Annotated in this window: 14 protein-coding genes; 9 read left to right on the plus strand and 5 right to left on the minus strand. The window is 37.4% G+C overall.

Annotation, left to right across the window (positions count from 1 at the left end; genetic code table 11):
- Window positions 1–52 precede the first annotated feature (52 nt).
- Together AC1RNE_RS05695 and AC1RNE_RS05700 are read right to left on the minus strand one after the other, a co-directional pair.
- The gene (locus tag AC1RNE_RS05695) at window positions 53–352 is read right to left on the minus strand and encodes an HU family DNA-binding protein (protein WP_492800061.1); all 300 of its coding nucleotides are present in this window, start codon (window positions 350–352) and stop codon (window positions 53–55) included.
- A gap of 275 nt (window positions 353–627) precedes the next feature.
- A complete protein-coding gene (locus tag AC1RNE_RS05700; RefSeq protein ID WP_492800062.1) occupies window positions 628–1,503 on the minus strand; it encodes a hypothetical protein in 876 nt (291 codons plus the stop codon).
- Window positions 1,504–2,735: 1,232 nt separating this feature from the next.
- Here AC1RNE_RS05700 and AC1RNE_RS05705 point away from each other — a divergent pair.
- The 4 genes from AC1RNE_RS05705 to AC1RNE_RS05720 all read left to right on the plus strand — a co-directional run bounded on the left by AC1RNE_RS05705 (window position 2,736) and on the right by AC1RNE_RS05720 (window position 6,485).
- Complete coding sequence (locus AC1RNE_RS05705) at window positions 2,736–3,476, plus strand: helix-turn-helix domain-containing protein (RefSeq protein WP_492800063.1); 741 nt, start codon at window positions 2,736–2,738, stop codon at window positions 3,474–3,476.
- Between the two features lie 567 nt (window positions 3,477–4,043).
- On the plus strand, window positions 4,044–4,382 hold the full coding sequence (locus tag AC1RNE_RS05710) for a potassium transporter KefB (protein WP_492800064.1): 339 nt from the start codon (window positions 4,044–4,046) through the stop codon (window positions 4,380–4,382).
- Between the two features lie 501 nt (window positions 4,383–4,883).
- Window positions 4,884–5,033: a hypothetical protein gene (locus AC1RNE_RS05715; RefSeq protein ID WP_492800065.1), complete on the plus strand. Its 150-nt coding sequence runs from the start codon at window positions 4,884–4,886 to the stop codon at window positions 5,031–5,033.
- A 468-nt stretch (window positions 5,034–5,501) separates the two neighbouring features.
- Entirely contained in the window at window positions 5,502–6,485 is a 984-nt protein-coding gene (locus AC1RNE_RS05720; protein WP_492800066.1) for a pyruvate dehydrogenase complex E1 component subunit beta, read from the plus strand.
- Between the two features lie 572 nt (window positions 6,486–7,057).
- On the opposite strand, the gene AC1RNE_RS05725 is transcribed toward AC1RNE_RS05720, so the two are convergent.
- Both AC1RNE_RS05725 and AC1RNE_RS05730 read right to left on the minus strand, forming a co-directional pair.
- Complete coding sequence (locus AC1RNE_RS05725; RefSeq protein WP_492800067.1) at window positions 7,058–8,317, minus strand: Fic family protein; 1,260 nt, start codon at window positions 8,315–8,317, stop codon at window positions 7,058–7,060.
- Window positions 8,318–8,610: 293 nt separating this feature from the next.
- Window positions 8,611–8,871 carry a hypothetical protein gene (locus AC1RNE_RS05730; RefSeq protein ID WP_492800068.1) on the minus strand — a complete coding sequence of 87 codons (261 nt, stop codon included), beginning with the start codon at window positions 8,869–8,871 and terminating at the stop codon, window positions 8,611–8,613.
- 723 nt (window positions 8,872–9,594) lie between these two features.
- Between AC1RNE_RS05730 and AC1RNE_RS05735 the strand changes: the two genes are divergently transcribed.
- From AC1RNE_RS05735 to miaA, 4 genes are all read left to right on the plus strand, one after another.
- Window positions 9,595–10,806, plus strand: a complete 1,212-nt coding sequence (locus tag AC1RNE_RS05735; protein WP_492800069.1) for a trans-sulfuration enzyme family protein — start codon at window positions 9,595–9,597, stop codon at window positions 10,804–10,806.
- A 180-nt stretch (window positions 10,807–10,986) separates the two neighbouring features.
- On the plus strand, window positions 10,987–12,075 hold the full coding sequence (locus tag AC1RNE_RS05740) for a complex I subunit 1/NuoH family protein (RefSeq protein ID WP_492800070.1): 1,089 nt from the start codon (window positions 10,987–10,989) through the stop codon (window positions 12,073–12,075).
- 103 nt (window positions 12,076–12,178) lie between these two features.
- The gene (locus tag AC1RNE_RS05745) at window positions 12,179–13,420 is read left to right on the plus strand and encodes an IS4 family transposase (RefSeq protein ID WP_492800012.1); all 1,242 of its coding nucleotides are present in this window, start codon (window positions 12,179–12,181) and stop codon (window positions 13,418–13,420) included.
- A 764-nt stretch (window positions 13,421–14,184) separates the two neighbouring features.
- Entirely contained in the window at window positions 14,185–15,108 is a 924-nt protein-coding gene (miaA, locus tag AC1RNE_RS05750) for a tRNA (adenosine(37)-N6)-dimethylallyltransferase MiaA (protein WP_492800071.1), read from the plus strand.
- Window positions 15,109–15,305: 197 nt separating this feature from the next.
- On the opposite strand, the gene AC1RNE_RS05755 is transcribed toward miaA, so the two are convergent.
- Window positions 15,306–15,905 (minus strand): beta/alpha barrel domain-containing protein, encoded by a 600-nt coding sequence (locus AC1RNE_RS05755; protein ID WP_492800072.1) that lies wholly within the window; start codon window positions 15,903–15,905, stop codon window positions 15,306–15,308.
- A gap of 570 nt (window positions 15,906–16,475) precedes the next feature.
- On the opposite strand from AC1RNE_RS05755, the gene AC1RNE_RS05760 reads away from it, so the two are divergent.
- On the plus strand, window positions 16,476–18,035 hold the full coding sequence (locus AC1RNE_RS05760) for a type I restriction-modification system subunit M (protein WP_492800073.1): 1,560 nt from the start codon (window positions 16,476–16,478) through the stop codon (window positions 18,033–18,035).
- Window positions 18,036–18,074: the final 39 nt, after the last annotated feature.

Genomic DNA, 18,074 nt, shown 5'->3' on the forward strand with positions numbered 1-18,074 from the left:
CTCCTCATTTTAAATTAGCTACTCTCTTCTCGGTTTTTCGGCTGGAAGCCTTTTAATAGTCGTCACTCGCTTGAAGCGAGCGACTGCGTTCTACCTTAAACTCCTTGGAAGGCACAAATTTCACAATCGTCCGTTCGGGCAGTTCGACTATTTCCTTCGATTGTATCTTCCTCAATACCTTAGCCTTACGTGTTACAGATTTGAATGTCCCGAATCTTCTGATGGTTATCTGGTTGCCCGACGATACCTGTTGCATCACCTCGCTTTTGAATGCCTCGATAATCTCCGAGACTAGCCCTTCAGGATGATGTGTTTTTACAGCAATTGCTTCGATTAATTCGTGTTTGGTCATAGTTTTGTACTGGTTTTCGGATTTCGGTCGTCGGATTTCGGCTTTTGGCTTTCAGTCGTCGGATGTTGGTCGTCGGGTTTCGGATTTCGGTCGTCGGATGTCGGATTTTAGTTTTTGGCTGTTCACTTTCTGGTTTCTGATATTAGTTCGGCTTTGATTTTAGTAATTATAAGATGACTGACTACCGACAGCCAATAGCCTAAAATCGATAGCTGGTTCCCCAAAACACACGACCAACATCCGAAAGCCGACGACCGACGACCGAAAGCCGAAAGCTAATACCTAAAATCTGACATCCGAAAGCCGATATCCGACGACCCAAAGCCGACTTCCGAAAGCTGACGACCGAAATCTGAAACCCCAAAGCCAATATCCGAAAGCCCATTCCCCTTAACCACCTCAAGGGTTTTTAGTGCTGCATTTAGCACACTCCGATTACTTTTATAAATCCTCAAGAGTCGAACATCCTCCGCATTCACCAGCTCCAACTGCTTGATAGCATACTTCAATGCCTTCAATTTTTTTTTAATGATTCGTCTTTTGTCAGTCTTATCTTTCTCAAAAACCTTCACCATCTTTTGTTTCATCGCCTCAACATTGGTAGGTTCATGCACGCGTTTGCAGGCGGGACAAACAAAACTTTCAGCACCCCATTTCACCCGACTGTCGGCTAGGTTCACTAAGGCTTGCTGTTCTACTACCAAAGCTTTATTCAGCCTCTTTAACTCTGTATTCCTTTGAATAATCTGTTCCTGTAAGTATGCCCATTGATATTCTTGTTCTGTCAACTGGAGCTTTATTGCTTCTATATTACTGGCACGTTGCAGGGCATCGTCCTTAACATCATTTTCTTTTTGATAATTCCTCAACATTGTGTCATCATGCTCACCTCCACGTTTTTCTTTGCCACAATGTTTACTTCCATTCATTTGCCCATCCCTTTCTACTACACCCTCCCTCTCTAAGCTCAATACTCCAGATGCGCTATTCGACTCGCAAAGACCTTTCCTAGACAACAACATATAGGTATCGGAGGTGGTTTTATCTGTATCGTCGGCTCCGTAAATGTTGTGCATATCAGTAAAAAGGGGTGTATTTTTCCCTGAGGTATTGAAGTTATTAAGGCTTAATTCTTCTAAAATTACGTTCATTAGGACGGCGTTTAAAAATTAACGGTTTTCATTATACGACACTTGAGTCATTGAGTGATTGAATGAATGAGTGATTTAGTGGTTAGTTTTTTTTTAAACTGTGTTCTGTGTGGGTTTAAGAGATAAATAACTCCAACAAAGGCAAAAACCTCACCCCCGACCCCTCTCCTTTAGAGAGGGGAGCCTACACCATGGTCTGTGGCACACAGAACACTAAGCTAAATGTTAATATCGATGGTTTTATAAACCAAAATAGTCAATTATTGTGTTCTGTGTGCCACAGACCACGGTGTAGGCATCCATAACAACCTCACCCCCAGCCCCTCTCCTTCAGAGAGGGGAGCTTTAAGCTAGATAATCTGCTCCCCTCTCTGAAGGAGAGGGGCTGGGGCGGCCGCCGCTGCGGGTGAGGTTTTTTTAAACCGTGTTCAAGTATGCCACAGACCATGGTTAAAAAATTCAAATTCCCTTTCTATTAGCGGGTGACTTAAGTCACCCGCTAATAGAAAGGTTAGGTGTTGAACATTGTTTTTTTCATAAACTTATATCTTTTGCCCCTAGTACCTCCAGCGAGAAAATCAAAATCTCCTCGCCAGAGATACATAGGGGGCTACTTTAATATCGGTATAGGCGTAAAAGGTCGCATCTCTCGTTATGCTCCAGAGATGAGGCAATAATTGGTTTGTGCTAGAGATTTTCTAACACAAACCAACAGGTATTCAATAATAAGAAAAAGGTGTACTACTACTGGTTTTAAAATTGAGTATAGGTGATTCAACGGTGTAAAAGATATTCATTAAAAGGCTAAGAACTAATTCGTTTATAGAGCTAGGTGTAGGTATAAAAAATTAATCAACATAAAGCCCCCAAGGGGCATTTTACCTCCCATTGAAAGAGAAGAAGGCGCGTATGATATATCGACGGTCGTCGATACAGGTGAAGTAGCACGCAATGCAATATTGAGGAAACAAATTCCTTTGGGTGTGTTAATGATAAAGAAAAACAAATCATAGATAATTAAAAAGATTTAGTGCTTGTTCATGCCTCTTCCATGAAGGTTTGTTGCTAAACCTCCCTTAAAAAAACTTCAACAAAACTTGTTTCTATTAAATACTTTTTCGTTACTTTGTTTATTATTAATACAAATATAGGAATAAATGTTTCAAAAAACTAATATTTTGAAACAAATTATTGAAAATTTCTGAAACATTTTTGAAACAAATTATAATTTCGTGAACATCAAGGAATTAAGAATCCAGTTTGGTTTATCCCAACAAGAGCTTGCTGAAAAAGTAGGCATTCCCCGTGGCCGTATCAATGGTTGGGAACAACGTGGCTCTAAACCCAAGGTGGATGATCATAAAAAATTGGAAGATTTTTTCATCCATCTCTCCAAACAAAAGCTTACAGATATTCAAAAAGAGGAAGCCGAAATCATTGGTAATCTTGAGGGGCTACTAGAAACTGAAAATGTTTATAAAACAAAATCTGGCAACGAGTTTGTCGACATTGGCAATGGGAAAATTCAAATGAATATCCCCTTGGTAGAACACTATGCCTATGCGGGATACCTAACAGGCTGGGGCGATTCTGTTTTTTTAGAAGAGTTACCAAAACATTCTATTATAGTAGATAAACATTATAGGGGTATCTACAGGGCATTTCAGGTGCGGGGCGATAGCATGGATAATAATTCTAGGGATTCTATCTGTTCGGGGGATGTGGTAGTGGGCAGGAGTGTCGATAAAAAATACTGGAAGAATAAGTTTTACCTCCACAAATGGGAAGACTATGTCATTATTCACGAAGGGGGCATTTTGGTAAAACGCATCACTGATCATTGGGTTGAGCAAGGTATTATTATATGTATGTCGCTGAATACGGATAAATCTACGTATCCTAACCTTGAATTACATCTTTCTGAGGTGTATGAGATTTATAATGTAGTGGAGGTTTCTAGGAAACGGGGTTGATAAAAAGTAGGGACGTATTGCATACGTCCACGATGTACGTCCCCTATTGTTCTGCGACACGGCCGAATGCAATTCGGCCCTACTGATGATTGTTGTGTACTATTAAAATATGTGCCCTATCTTTCCTGCAATACGGCTGAATGCAATTCAGCCCTACTGATGACTGATTTGTACTATTGTAAAAAATACGTCCTGCATATTTGCTACAACATGGGGCTGTCTAAAAAGGAAAATATAGCCAAATATTATTTGGTTTGTAACCTCACCCCTAACGGCAGCGGCCGACCGCCCCTCTCCTTCAGAGAGGGGAACTTTTAGGCTCAAAAAGCCCCTTCTCCTTCAGAGAAGGGGTTGGGGATGAGGTCTTTCACGGAATAATATTTGGCTGTAAAAACTTTTTAGACAGCCTCCTACAGTTTTTTTCATGAATCTTTTTTTTTTACTCTGTAAACTGGTCCCGAAGGGAATTTTATCAGTATAAATATTTTTCTCAAAATACTTTGAAACACAAAGTACTTTATATTATCTTTGAGCAAAGATTTATTACTTAACTACTTTACAATCATCATGACACTAACAAACGATTTAACAAAACCATCGATTCATCCAGTTGCATTATGGAAATTAATGTCATTAGGAGCAGTAATCGCATTAGCCTTGATTATATTTTTCCTACTACAGGTAAAACACCCCGACCCTAGCTGGCCAAAATATTGGATGGTACGCCCCCTCATCATCGTTCCCTTTGCTGGAGCAATGGGTGGTTTATGTTTTTATCTCTTAGATTTCCTTCGTATCCAAGGAGGTTGGAAAAAAATAGTAGCCAACGTTCTTAGCTTTTTTATCTGTCTGGTTGGACTATGGCTTGGCTTCGTTTTAGGATTAGACGGTACCCTTTGGGATTAATCTTCCAAGATATTATCTCCACAATCAACTATTATAGTTCCTGAAAATAGATTTACTCACTTTAAAAGATGAATCAATTACCATCACAGGGATGACTTAAAGGGAGAGTAAGTGGCGAAAAACTTAACACTTTTTACAAGTACAGAATAATATTGTAGCTAAAACATCTTTTTTTATAGAAATAGAAAAAAAAATTACATAAAATTTTGTTATTTAATTTCTATTATACTAATTTTGAGTAATAGGTGTAGAACTATTAATCAAATAGCTCAGACGATTTTCGTCTGAGTTATTTTCTTTTAGGGCTATCCCAAAATTTTTACACCTTAATCTACTTTCTTCAAGCATTATTTAGTTGACACCCTATTAATCTACCATGAGCAAATTACCAAAGAAATACATTTTTATAGATGAAAGTGGCGACCCTGATTTTTATGGTTCAAAAAAAGCGTTTATTAGTAGGTACTGAAGGTTTTCAACCTTATTTAATTATTGGGATGATTGAGACTACCAATAGATATGCCTGAACTTAGCATTATTGATTATATGATTTGGGCAGTTCAACGAAAGTTATTAAAAGGAGAAGCTCGCTTTTATGAAGCATTAAAGGATAAATATGAAACAATAGTAACCTTATACCCAGAAACATAAAAAAGCCAAAAAATCCATTCGCCCTCGTACCAATACTGGTATCACCCATCAGGAGATGAGATATATAAGCGATAAACTTTTTAGCTCCTTACAAAAATACAACATATTACCTCAAAATCCAACTACATTGTCGCATTGATAGCCAAAAGGCATGATAATTATGTAATAGCCCAACCGTAGCTTAGTAACATCTTAATATCCCCTCGGCTTTGCTTTAATAAAACACAGGGCAACCTATTTTAGGCAAGGACACACTCATAAACTTTAAACTCAAAACTCACAGCTCAAAACTCACAGCTCATCCCTCTCATATAGGACTAAAACGATAAAAAAATCATTTCAAACAATTTAAGTCATAATTTAGGCATTTCGCCGTTGGCAGTCTGAGGTTTGTTATCTAATTTTACGCAGATTTTGAAGACAGAATCGTTTCAACGATTCTCAACCTCACAACGATAAAAATAACCAATGAGAGAAATACAATTCAGAGAGGCACTTCGTGAAGCATTAAACGAAGAAATGCGTAGAGACCAGTCGGTGTTTTTGATGGGCGAAGAAGTAGCCGAATACAATGGTGCTTATAAAGTATCACAGGGAATGTTGGATGAATTTGGTCCAGACCGTGTGATTGACACACCTATCGCAGAATTAGGTTTTGCAGGTATCGCTGTTGGTGCGGCCGCTAATGGGTTGCGTCCAGTAGTTGAGTTTATGACTTTTAACTTCTCGTTGGTAGCCATCGACCAAGTAATCAACTCGGCTTCCAAAATGATGTCAATGTCGGGTGGACAATACTCTTGCCCAATCGTTTTCCGTGGTCCTACTGGAAACGCTGGACAGTTATCATCGCAACACTCTTCAAACTTTGAAAACTGGTTTGCCAACACTCCTGGTTTAAAAGTTGTAGTTCCTTCAAACCCTGCTGATGCAAAAGGCTTATTGAAATCTTCTATCCGTGATAACGACCCTGTTATTTTCATGGAGTCTGAATTGATGTATGGCGACAAAGGTCCTGTGCCAGATGGCGAATACCTAACACCAATCGGCAAAGCAAATATTGTAAAAGAAGGTACTGACGTAACGATTGTTACTTTTGGTAAAATGCTTTCTAGAGTAGTAATGCCTGCGGTAGCTGAATTAACTAAAATGGGTATCAATGCGGAGGTTATTGATTTAAGAACTGTTAGACCGATAGATTACGAAACAGTGCTTACTTCTGTAAAGAAAACAAACCGTTGTGTGGTAGTTGAAGAGGCTAACCCAATTGCAGCATTATCATCTGAAATCGCTTATAACGTACAGCGTTGGGCATTTGATTTCATGGATGCTCCAGTTATCCGTGTGAACTCGTTAGACTTACCACTTCCGTACGCACCGACATTGTTAGAAGCTATTCTTCCAAGCGTTGCTCGTACTATCGAAGCTGTTAAATCTGTTACTTATAAGAAATAATCGTTTCTTGTTATTATACAATACTAAAAGCCTTTTGGATTCGTTCAGAGGGCTTTTTTTGTATTTAAATTATTGGATATAAGATAATCCTCAGAATTCTTCCTATTAGCGGGTGACTTAAGTCACCCGCTAATAGGAACGATTGGAGTTTAGCACTCAATAACTACCTCCCTCAGAATTCATTTTGAATAAAAAAGCCCCTTCTCCTTCTAAGAAAGAGTCGGGGCGGCGGCGATAGGCTCGGTTAGAACCAAATAGCATTGGGCAAATTACCAAGCCTATTCACAAAAAACATCAGGTCTCGAAGTTGTCATTTTATGCTAGGCTTTCGCTTGTCAAGTTTATTTATAGTAGTGTGTCGTTGTTTCTGCTGCTAAACTATACATAAGAAGCAATACGATACAAACTAAAGTATTTGAACCGTGGATTTATTGATGTAAAATGCAGTTTTATGTATGCTAAATAAATGAGGGGATTGCTGTATTTAGTATTTGATGATGTAGTGATAAAAGCTTATAGATATTGCGAATAATGTGTATCGAAGTTATACTTTTGTCAAGTAATCCATAAGATTAATGTACCTGATATTTTTCAAGAATAGCATCAAAATTATGGGATTTAATATAATTTTGCTTGATTTTATTGACATGCACTATGGTCAAAAAACCTAATTCTACAAGGGTTTTTAAATCTGCTCTCGCAGTGAAGTTTGAAATATTAAACCTTTTTTCTATTTCTTTAATACTCATTACCCTGTCTGAATCTTCGCTAAAAATTTTTAATACTTGTGCCATTCGCTCATTTACACTTGGAATCTTTATAAACTTAGCCGCCTGCACTACCTCTTTTTGCTTGATGGCTATATAGGCTTTCAGAGCGTCAAAAGCCTTTTCCATCGTTTTGATATGATAAGTAATAAAATAGCCTAAATCATTGTCATCTATTTCTGTATATAAATATGCCTTTTCGTATTGTATTTTAGAATCTTTGATGATTCTGGAAATAGAAAGATATTCAGTAAGCCAATAGCCTTTTTTAAGCATATACCAATAGAATAACGTTCGGGCTGTCCGTCCATTGCCATCTGCAAAAGGATGTATCCAACCAATCATAAAGTGAATGATAATACCTTTGATAATAGGATGAATAAAAGTGTCGTCATTATCATGATTGAAAAAGTTACAGAGCATTGTTATTAACTCAGGTAATTCATCTTTTGGTGGAGGTGTATGAACGATTTCACTATTGATATGATTGATGACATGAATATCATCATTATCTCTAAATACTCCTTCTTCAGCTTTATCAAGGGTATCGTGTGAGATTAGCTGATGGATATACAAAAGGCTTTCAGGTGTTATGTCATCATTTTTATGGGCAATAATATGTTTCATTGTAACATAATTATTGTAAATCATCTGTTCCGATTTATTTTTAGGCTTTAAATCTTTCTGAATCATCTCTTTTGCCTGCTTTCTGGTGGTGTTAGCCCCTTCCATTTGGCTACTCGAGATGGCCTCCTCCATGATAGAACTTATCACATACTTATTTTTATCTGTTTCAGCAATTCCAATGTTACTTCCTAAGGTACCACCAATATTCAAATCAAAATGATGAAGTGCTTGTTGGATATAATCTGTCAGGAAGTAAGTAAACTCATACTCTCCAAAGGATAGTCTTTTGCTTTTTAAGTACCTATCCAGTTTTATAGCTTTCCAAAAGTCTGTCGGTGAGACATCTTTTGATTTATACTTGGCTTTATCCCAATACAAATAATCATCCTGAATATTTTTTAATGTACCATTCATTTCTAACGATATCATTAAATCCATAGAATCTTCAAACGGTTTAATTATGGGAGCTTTCTCTATCATATCAAAAGATTAATTATACACAATATTAGTTAAATATTGCGAGATTCTTCGAGAATCTCGCAATATCTCGAAGATTTTCATTCTTCGACTGGGCATGTAGCACGAGTTTTCAACTCGTAAAATAATACACGAGTTTAAAACTCGTGCTACATGAACAATCGAAGAGCAATACAAAAAAAATTGCCCGTGAGAACCACGGGCAATTCATAAAGCGTTATAATCTTTTGAGAAGTGTTGTACATAGATACCGCCTAGTCTATATCACGTGGACGGCTTTTTCCAACAGAATAGATTTTTTTGATGAGGTATTCCGTATTTACCTCGTCTTCCCAACTCCCGAATGACTTGTGGTAAGCTTGCTCGACTTCGTCCTGATGTTCCTTCGTTTCTTTGGGCTTCTTTTCAGAAGAAATCGTTATCGTAAGTTCCTCTTCATTTTTGAAGAGGTCTTTAATAGTTTTCAGTAAACTATCATTTATTTCGGTAGGTTTGATATAGTAAGTTGCATGCATAATTTTAATACTTTTTCCGATTTTTATTATTACTATTTTAGATTTACGCTACGTAAGAATTGACGGTAATTTTATAAATGCTGAGATTGGATAAAGTATTGAATAAGCTATACTATTTTATCACAAATATATCATCCGTGGGGAATTTTCAAACAAAAAATTGAAAAAATTACATATTTTAAAGCCTATAAAATGATTTTATTGCAGAAATACTGATAATTATAGAAATTTTCAATATAACGTAATGAGATATAGTATATGTCCATGATGTATATCTTTTCTATCGTCATCTACAACGGTTGTGTGCTATTCAGTTTTACTGGGAGTTATTTAATACCCTAATAAAATGTAGGGACATATTGCATATGTCCACGATGTATGTCCCCTGATGTTACCTACAACGGCTGAATGCAATTCAGCCCTACTGATAATTATCCGATACCATAATAAAATGTAGGGGCATATTGTATATGTCCGCAATGGATGTCCCCTATCGTTACCTACATTACCTATCAATGGCCGAATGAAATTCAGCCCTACTGGGGGAATAAACGTAATTAATTACCTACTTATAAAATTCATCATTAATCTAACACTTAACTAGCCTACTAAATCTATGATTTAGTAGCTTTTTTGTTTTATCTTTACGGCTATTATTAGCTTCTGACGATTATAATGAAGCCACTAATCATTCCATGTTGAAATTATTTTACTGAGGACACGATGAAAAAACAGACAAAAGCCATCAGAATTCAAGCAGAACGTTCACAAAACCGTGAGCACTCTGTTCCATTATATCTTACTTCAAGCTTTACGTTTGAAGATGCTGAACAAGGACGTGCCATTTTCGCAGATGAAATGGAAGGCAATATCTATTCTCGCTATATGAACCCGAACGTAGATGAGTTCGTAGAAAAAATGTGTATGCTTGAAAACACCGAGGACGGTATCGCTTTTGCTACTGGTATGGCTGCCAACTTTGCTGCTATGGCGGGTTTATTAAAATCTGGCGACCATGTGGTGGCTTCAAAAGCCCTTTTTGGTTCATGTATCCAGATTCTAAGTAAAATCCTTCCTAAATGGGGTATCACTACTACTTTTGTGGATGGACACGACTTACAGGCTTGGGAGTCTGCTATTCAAGAAAATACTAAATTCTTGTTCTGCGAAAGTCCTTCAAACCCGGGCTTGGATTTAATCGACCTTGAGGCGATTTGTCAGCTAAAAGCGAAACATAACTTGATTTTGGCTGTAGATAACTGCTTTGCTACACCAGTGATTCAAACACCAGCCGACTGGGGTGCTGACTTGGTAATTCACTCGGCTACAAAATATATCGACGGACAAGGTCGTGTGTTGGGTGGTGTAATATGTGGTAGAGAGTCGTTGATTAATGAAATCCGTTTCTTTTCACGCCACACAGGACCGTCGATGTCGCCTTTCAATGCTTGGATTTTATCTAAAAGCTTAGAAACCATTCATTTACGCATAGAGAAACATTCAGAAAATGCATTCAAACTGGCGCAAGCATTAGAGAAAAACCCTGCGTTGAATGCTGTAAAATATCCATTCCTTACTTCGCATCCGCAGTTTGAATTAGCTAAAAAGCAAATGAGAATGGGTGGTGCTATCTTGACGATTGACATCAAAGGTGGTTTTGAAATGGTCAATGAAGTATCGAAACATATCAAAATTGCGTCTATTTCACCAAACTTAGGCGATACTAGAACTATCATTACGCACCCTGCTTCAACAACGCACTCTAAACTAAGCCCTGAGCAAAGAGCCGAAGTGGGTATCACCGACGGCTTGGTAAGAATAGCAGTAGGCCTAGAAGCCGTTGAAGATTTGATAGAAGATTTTGAACAAGCATTAGAAAAAGCAACGCAGCTCCAACTTGAAGAAGAGGAAGAAGAAACAGCTGTGGCAGAATAGTCATCAAAAATACCTCACCCCCAACCCCCTCTCCTTCAGAGAGGGGACTTTTTAGACGCTTTCGTTATTCCTGTCTAACTTTATAAAATACGTTTTCTCTTTCTTTGAAGAAGAAAACGTAGAGTTTAAAGTCCCCTCTCTGAAGGAGAGGGGGTTGGGGGCGAGGTAAATCTCACAACAATGTATATAGCCTTACTTATTTGTCTGAGTTTAGTATTAGCCAATGTCGTAGTTGGTGTATATGCCGAACGTAAAGTTTCTGCTTTTATGCAAGACCGCCTCGGTCCTATGGAAGTAGGGAAGTATGGTTTGCTCCAAGTAATAGCCGACTTGGTTAAATTACTTCAAAAAGAGGACATCGTTCCTGCCTTGGCCAATAGAAAACTCTTCTTGGTTGCCCCATGTATTATTTTCGTGGCTATTTTTGCGGGCTTCGCCGTGTTGCCTTTGGGTCCTAGCGAATACCTTCAAGGTTCACAAGCGGAGGTGGGGCTGTTCTATTTATTAGCGGTAATTTCTATCGACATCATCGGTATCCTGATGGCAGGCTGGGCTTCTAACAACAAATATTCTTTGTTTGGTGCGATGCGCTCGGTAGCACAGATTGTTTCTTACGAAGTACCTTTGGGGCTAACCGTAATCTGTGTAGCGATGATTTCTCAAAGCCTTAATTTACAGGAAATTAGCTTACAACAAGGGATTTATACCGAAGAAACCAACTATTTATTTGGCTTGAAGTTTCTGGATATTGATGTTTCAAAAGTAGGGGGATTTCTTTCATGGAATATCGTTCGTGTTCCGTTTTTCTTCCCTATTTATGTCATCTTTTTTATTGCTACGTTGGCGGAATGTAACCGTGCTCCTTTTGATTTGCCCGAGGCCGAATCTGAATTGGTAGGTGGCTTTCATACAGAATATTCGGGGATGCGTTGGGCGTTGGTGTTTTTGTCGGAATACGGTATGATGTTACTGGTAAGTATCCTTGGGGCAATTTTATTTTGGGGTAGCTGGAATACGCCTTTCCCAAACATTGGCTTTTTAAGGTTGGCAGACTGGACTTCTGGCGAGCCTAATACTTGGGCTGGTGCGTTGTGGGGCTTTTTCTGGCTGATTGCTAAATCGTATATAGGGGTATTTATTCAAATGTGGATTCGCTGGACTTTCCCTCGTCTCCGTGTTGACCAACTGATGTATCTTACTTGGAAAGTCCTCACTCCTTTCGCTATTCTAGGCATTTTTCTTTCGGCTATTTGGCGATTGTTGATGTGAATTAGTTGTGATTGAGTGAGTTAGTCAATTAGTGAATGATTCGCCTTTGTTGGTGTTTTTCACCATAGCCGTCAGGCTAAGTAAAAAATATTATCTTTGCTGAATGAAAAAACATGATTTCAATGATATAGACTTATCATCAACTTGTTTCAGGGATTTATGTAATTTTTTTGAAGCAGAAAGTATTGAGCGATTAGGCAGGGAAGTGAAATTTATAGAAAGAAGTACATCACGTTTAAGTGCTTGGATGTTTTTACAATTGAATACTTGTTTGGTCAATAATGGTAAAATGGATAGTCTAAATGATTTAGGGACAGCATTATTTAAGATTTTTGGAGTTAAACTGACTAAGCAATCTCTAGATGAGCGTTTTAATATTCATGGAGTTAGCCTTATGCGAAAGTGCTTTGAAATGGTTTTTGAAACGATTTTGTCAGCTTCAAGGAATAAAGAACATTTTGCTAGTGGGTTTAAACGTATTATTTTACGAGATGCTACAAGTTTTCAATTGCCTCCTGATTTAGCAACTTACTATCAAGGCAATGCGGGAGATACCACAGGTAGTGTTATTAAAATCCAACACGATTTTGATTTATTAAGTGGTAAGATACTTAAGTTAGATTTTCGCAATGGGAGAGAAACAGATACCGATTGGTTGAATCAAAAAGGTATAGATGTTTCTGCTAACGATTTACATCTAATGGACTTAGGCTATTACAAATTAGCTCATTTTACAAGCATTGCTCAAAAAGGAGGCTTCTTTATTAGTAGATACAAAGTAGGAACCTGTCTCTATACCAAAGATATTCAAGGAGAATATGTAGCATTAGATTGGGCTGATGTTTTCAATCAAATACAAGGAGATGATTTTGATAAAGAGGTATATTTAGGTAGTGCTAAGGATAAACTCAAAGTGCGTTTACATTTACAAAAAATACCAGAAGAGATTGCTCAAAAACGTCTAAAGAAGTATGAAAGTAAAGAGAAATACCAGTCAAAAAATAAGAAAAGGCTCTATGAAAACTCTGATTTCAAAAAGGAATTGGCGTATTATAATATTTTTATCACAAATGCACCACAGGAATTACTGAAAACAAAACAGATATATCCTTTTTATAGGCTTAGATGGCAAATTGAGCTACTTTTTAAAATTTGGAAGAGTGTTTTTGAAATTAATAAAATAGGAAAAATGAGCATTGCTCGATTTGAATGCTACCTCTATGGAAAGCTAATCTCTATTCTATTAAGTGGATATATTCAAACCCTTTTTAATGATTTCATTGAAGAGAAGATAGACTTTGAACTTAGCGAATGGAAAGCTTACAAAATTGTAAAAAAAACTTAAATGTATTGTGGGGCTATCTCCGAAAACAAATGTCAGGACTGAAGAAATGGTTGAAATGTATTTTTGAAGAATTATGGATAAGAGCTAAAAAAGAGAAAAAAAAGATTCAGCCAAAACTATACAAACCTTACACAAAAGACATTATCAACTCTTAGCCTGACGGTTATGGTGTTTTTCACCAACAACCTAAGCGTCAGCAACCTATCAACTTCATAGTTGTATTTTATTGTTTCTTTGGAGTGTGCTTGATTTGTTGGTGAAAACACCAACAAAGGCAATATGAAGATATTAGACTCCAAACTTTTGGACTTAAAAATCACTAATTCACAACTCACTCAATGCAGTCGCTAAGGCTATTGCCGAGTGACGATTATTCGCAGAAGCCCTCTGGGCGAATGTTGAGGATGAAAGGATTTATGAATCTGTTAATTTAGCCTTTAAAACCAAGCGTTGAAGCCCTTATCTCTAGCGAGGGACTTAAGTCCCTCGCTAGAGATGAGTATCTTATTATTAATACTTTTCGGCTGGAAGCCTTATAATAGTCGTCACTCGTTAGAAACGAGCGACTGCGTAAAAATTATTATCCTCAAAAACCTTTCCTATTAGCGGGTGACTTAAGTCACCCGCTAATAGGAAAGGTTAGGACTTAAAATACCGACAACCGATAGCTTTAGCCTTACAGCCTATCGCTTATAGCACTTCAGCATTTAAACATAATCACTCAATCACAATTCGCTAACTCACTCATTCACAACTCACAACTAATGTCCCCATTAATCGTCATACTCGGTCCAACTGCTAGTGGGAAAACGCATTTGGCTGTACAACTCGCTCATATCATTGATGGTGAAATCATCAGTGCGGATTCTCGGCAGGTGTATCGAGGGATGGACATTGGTACGGGTAAAGATTTGGACGAATTTGAAATTCAAGGGAAAAAAATTCCACATCACCTTATCGATATTATCGATGCGGGTGAAAATTATCATATTTACCAATTTCAACAAGATTTTCAGCAAGCTTACAACGATATTATTCAGCGAGGCAAAACACCGATTCTGTGCGGAGGGTCGGGTATGTATTTAGAGGCTGTACTGAAAGGCTATGAATTTACAGCCATTCCGATAGACTTGCCCGCCAGAGAAAAATTGCTGGAAAAGTCTACTGAAGAGCTACTTAGCATTTTTGAAGAGCACAAAAGTATCTATTCTGATAAGTCGGATACCTCTACCAAAAAGAGATTAATCAGGGCTATCGAGATTAACGTTTTCTTAAAAAACCACCCTGATTTCAAAATTAAGCCACAAAATGTCCCCAAAGCCATTATTTTTGGCTTAAACCCAAGCGTAGAACTCCGACGCGAACGCATCACCAAACGCCTATCAGACCGTTTAGCCAACGGTATGATAGCAGAAGTACAAACACTGTTAGCCAAGGGAATCTCTGCCGAAAAACTGATTTTTTACGGACTAGAATACAAGTTTATCACCCAATATATCAATGGAGAAATAGACTATCAAACCATGTTCGAGAAGCTAAATGTAGCCATCCATCAGTTTGCAAAACGACAGATGACCTACTTTAGGAAGATGGAAAACAACGGCTTAACAATCAATTGGTTAAGCCCAGAACTACCGTTTAATAAAATTACAGACACTATTTTAAGGGAAATTGCTGATTTTCAATAGTTTTCGTCTATTTTTACTCGAAATCTAAATCTAAGGCATAGTTTTTTTACGTATCTAATGTAAGAAAATAAACCTGAACTTAACATCAAATCTACCGTTATGGCTCTAGCAATTTTATCAATCATGTTATTGGGTATGGGAGTGTACCTTTCGTTCAAAGTAAGTACACACAGAGATGACAAATATCCTATGAATAACTAACCATCTGTTTCAAGTAGCTCAAGAATATTCATTAATTCGTCGATATCTCCAAATCCTGGTCGGATTTCGTCGTTACCTTTTAGGGCAAATCCCTTCAATTGGGTTTGTTCTAAAAGGTCATTAATGTTTGATTCCTTTACGCCAAAACCTAACAGTATTGGGTACTGAAACGACCATGCGTCTATCTGACTCAGGGTGGCATCGTCTATTACGCCAAACTCATCCGAACTTTCCAATAAAAAATATTCAACCATTCCCTTGGTTGTCTGAAACAACGCAGGAAGGTTTGCCGTAGCAAAATCTACTTTCAGGATGATAGGCAAGTTTATTCTTTGAATCTCAGCTAAGTGTTCCCAAGCACTTACTTGTAAATAATCAGGCTGAAAGGTTTCTGCCAATTCAGCGATTTTAGCTACGTCATTAGTGTCTGTTTCACCCACTACTTGCACGCCAGCTAACCAGCCACGCATTTCTTTATATTTCTCAAAATCGAGTTTATCCATCGAAAAACCCAACAGGTCTACTCCCATTCCTGCACAATAGCGTGCGTCAGAGAGGTTATTTAACATTGATACTTTTACGGTTGTTTTAAGCATAATTTTTATATGGCTTTTATTATTGCTGTCGGCTTCCGGTCGTCGGCTTTCAGCTATCTGCTTTTGGCATTTGGATTTGAATAACCCGTGGTCTGTGGCACACAGACTACAAAAAATATTCATATCGATGATTTTATCATTCAAAATTGGCAAGTAGGTGTTCTGTGTGCCACAGACCACGGATTAGGAAGTCATGCCATGAGTGACAATCAGTATTAAAATAAAAAACAAACCCGTTTTGAGTTTGTCCTAAAAAACTACTTTTTCAGTATCCAATACCTTTTCAGAATATCTGATGGAGCAAAATTACATGTTAGTGTACGGATAAACAATATTTTGCTTTCAAAAATAAGCGAGAGGTCATTCGGCTTTCGGTCGTTAGCTTGCGGGCTTTGGGTGGTGAACTGTAAGTCGTTAAGGTATTACACTATCTCAAATATTCAATATTTTTATAGTAAGTATAATATTTAGTAGTTAAAAGTTTGCTACTTTAGCGTTTTTTAAGATTTTAAATCCTTAATTTTTATAATTAGAGATTTAAAATCCCTAATCTAAATAACACTTATTAAAATGTCTGAACAGCAAAAGAAAATATTAGAGCAACAACTCTGGAACATAGCTAATACATTACGTGGAAAAATGAATGCCGATGAATTCCGAGATTATATTTTGGGATTTATTTTTTATAAATATTTGGCTGAAAAAATGGAGATTTATGCCAATTCCATTTTGCAACAAGACAATCTTCAATTCAGAAATATACAAGAGAATACGCCCGAAGGCGAAGAATATATTCAAGCAATCAGAGAAGAAGCGCTTGAAACATTGGGGTACTTCCTAAAACCTTCTGAACTGTTTAGTGAGATAGCTAAACGAGGAAATAGTGATAGTAACAATTTTATTCTTGAAGATTTACAGAAAATATTAACCAATATTCAGCTGAGTACGATGGGTACGCAAAGTGAAGAAGACTTTGAAGACCTGTTTTCTGATATGGATCTAAATAGTAATAATTTAGGTCGGAATGCTGAAAGTAGAAATGCTCTTATTGTTAAGGTATTGCTACATCTTGACGAAATCGACTTCAAACTAGAACATACAGAACTTGATGTATTGGGTGATGCTTATGAATATTTAATTGGTCAGTTTGCTAGTGGTGCAGGCAAAAAAGCAGGAGAATTCTACACGCCTCAGGAAGTTTCTAAAATCCTGGCAAAAATTGTTACTACAGGCAAAAACAGATTAAAGTCTGTGTATGACCCTACCTGCGGGTCGGGTTCGCTGTTGCTTCGCGTAGCCCGAGAGGTAAAGGATGTGAATAATTTCTATGGACAAGAAATGAACCGTACTACGTACAATCTTGCCCGAATGAATATGATACTTCACGGAGTACACTACCTCAAATTTGACATCAAGCAGGAAGACACCCTAGAACATCCGCAACATTTGAATGATATGCCTTTTGAGGCTATCGTAGCAAATCCTCCATTTTCAGCCAATTGGAGTGCCAATCCTTTATTCCTGAATGACGACCGCTTTAGTCAGTATGGAAAATTAGCACCAGCCAGCAAAGCAGACTTTGCGTTTGTACAGCACATGATTTACCATCTGGCAGAGAATGGCACAATGGCGATTGTATTACCACATGGTGTTTTGTTCAGAGGAGCAGCAGAATTACACATTCGTAGGTATCTTATCGAACAGAAAAATTATTTGGATGCTGTAATTGGTTTACCTGCCAATATCTTTTACGGAACCAGCATTCCAACTTGTATTTTGGTATTTAAAAAATGTAAAGAAGACCCTGACCATATTTTATTCATCGACGCCAGCAGGGAATTTGAAAAAGTGAAAAATCAAAATATGTTGCTAGAGGAACACATCGATAAGATTGTGGATACCTATCGTAACAGAAAAGCGATTGAAAAATATAGCCATTTAGCTACACTAGAAGAAGTAGCTGAGAATGATTATAACCTCAACATTCCCCGTTATGTAGATACGTTTGAAGAGCAGGACGAAATAGACATCCATGCCGTCATGCAGGAAATCAAATCTTTGGAGTGCAAAAGAGCACAATTAGATATTGAAATCGATGTATATTTCAAGGAATTAGGACTTGTTTTTTAATTTTTTATATCCTTAATGTTTTTAATAACGAAATTTAAA

This window comes from Arcicella sp. GW822-FHT02H01, assembly GCF_058802005.1.

Excerpts from the sequence above, each read along its gene's own strand:
- AC1RNE_RS05735 (WP_492800069.1), top strand. The coding sequence starts at position 9,595 with ATGAAAAAACAGACAAAAGCCATCAGAATTCAAGCAGAACGTTCACAA.
- AC1RNE_RS05740 (WP_492800070.1), top strand. The coding sequence starts at position 10,987 with ATGTATATAGCCTTACTTATTTGTCTGAGTTTAGTATTAGCCAATGTC.
- AC1RNE_RS05700 (WP_492800062.1), bottom strand. The coding sequence starts at position 1,503 with ATGAACGTAATTTTAGAAGAATTAAGCCTTAATAACTTCAATACCTCA.
- AC1RNE_RS05720 (WP_492800066.1), top strand. The coding sequence starts at position 5,502 with ATGAGAGAAATACAATTCAGAGAGGCACTTCGTGAAGCATTAAACGAA.
- AC1RNE_RS05730 (WP_492800068.1), bottom strand. The coding sequence starts at position 8,871 with ATGCATGCAACTTACTATATCAAACCTACCGAAATAAATGATAGTTTA.
- miaA (WP_492800071.1), top strand. The coding sequence starts at position 14,185 with ATGTCCCCATTAATCGTCATACTCGGTCCAACTGCTAGTGGGAAAACG.
- AC1RNE_RS05745 (WP_492800012.1), top strand. The coding sequence starts at position 12,179 with ATGAAAAAACATGATTTCAATGATATAGACTTATCATCAACTTGTTTC.
- AC1RNE_RS05725 (WP_492800067.1), bottom strand. The coding sequence starts at position 8,317 with ATGGATTTAATGATATCGTTAGAAATGAATGGTACATTAAAAAATATT.
- AC1RNE_RS05760 (WP_492800073.1), top strand. The coding sequence starts at position 16,476 with ATGTCTGAACAGCAAAAGAAAATATTAGAGCAACAACTCTGGAACATA.
- AC1RNE_RS05710 (WP_492800064.1), top strand. The coding sequence starts at position 4,044 with ATGACACTAACAAACGATTTAACAAAACCATCGATTCATCCAGTTGCA.
- AC1RNE_RS05755 (WP_492800072.1), bottom strand. The coding sequence starts at position 15,905 with ATGCTTAAAACAACCGTAAAAGTATCAATGTTAAATAACCTCTCTGAC.
- AC1RNE_RS05695 (WP_492800061.1), bottom strand. The coding sequence starts at position 352 with ATGACCAAACACGAATTAATCGAAGCAATTGCTGTAAAAACACATCAT.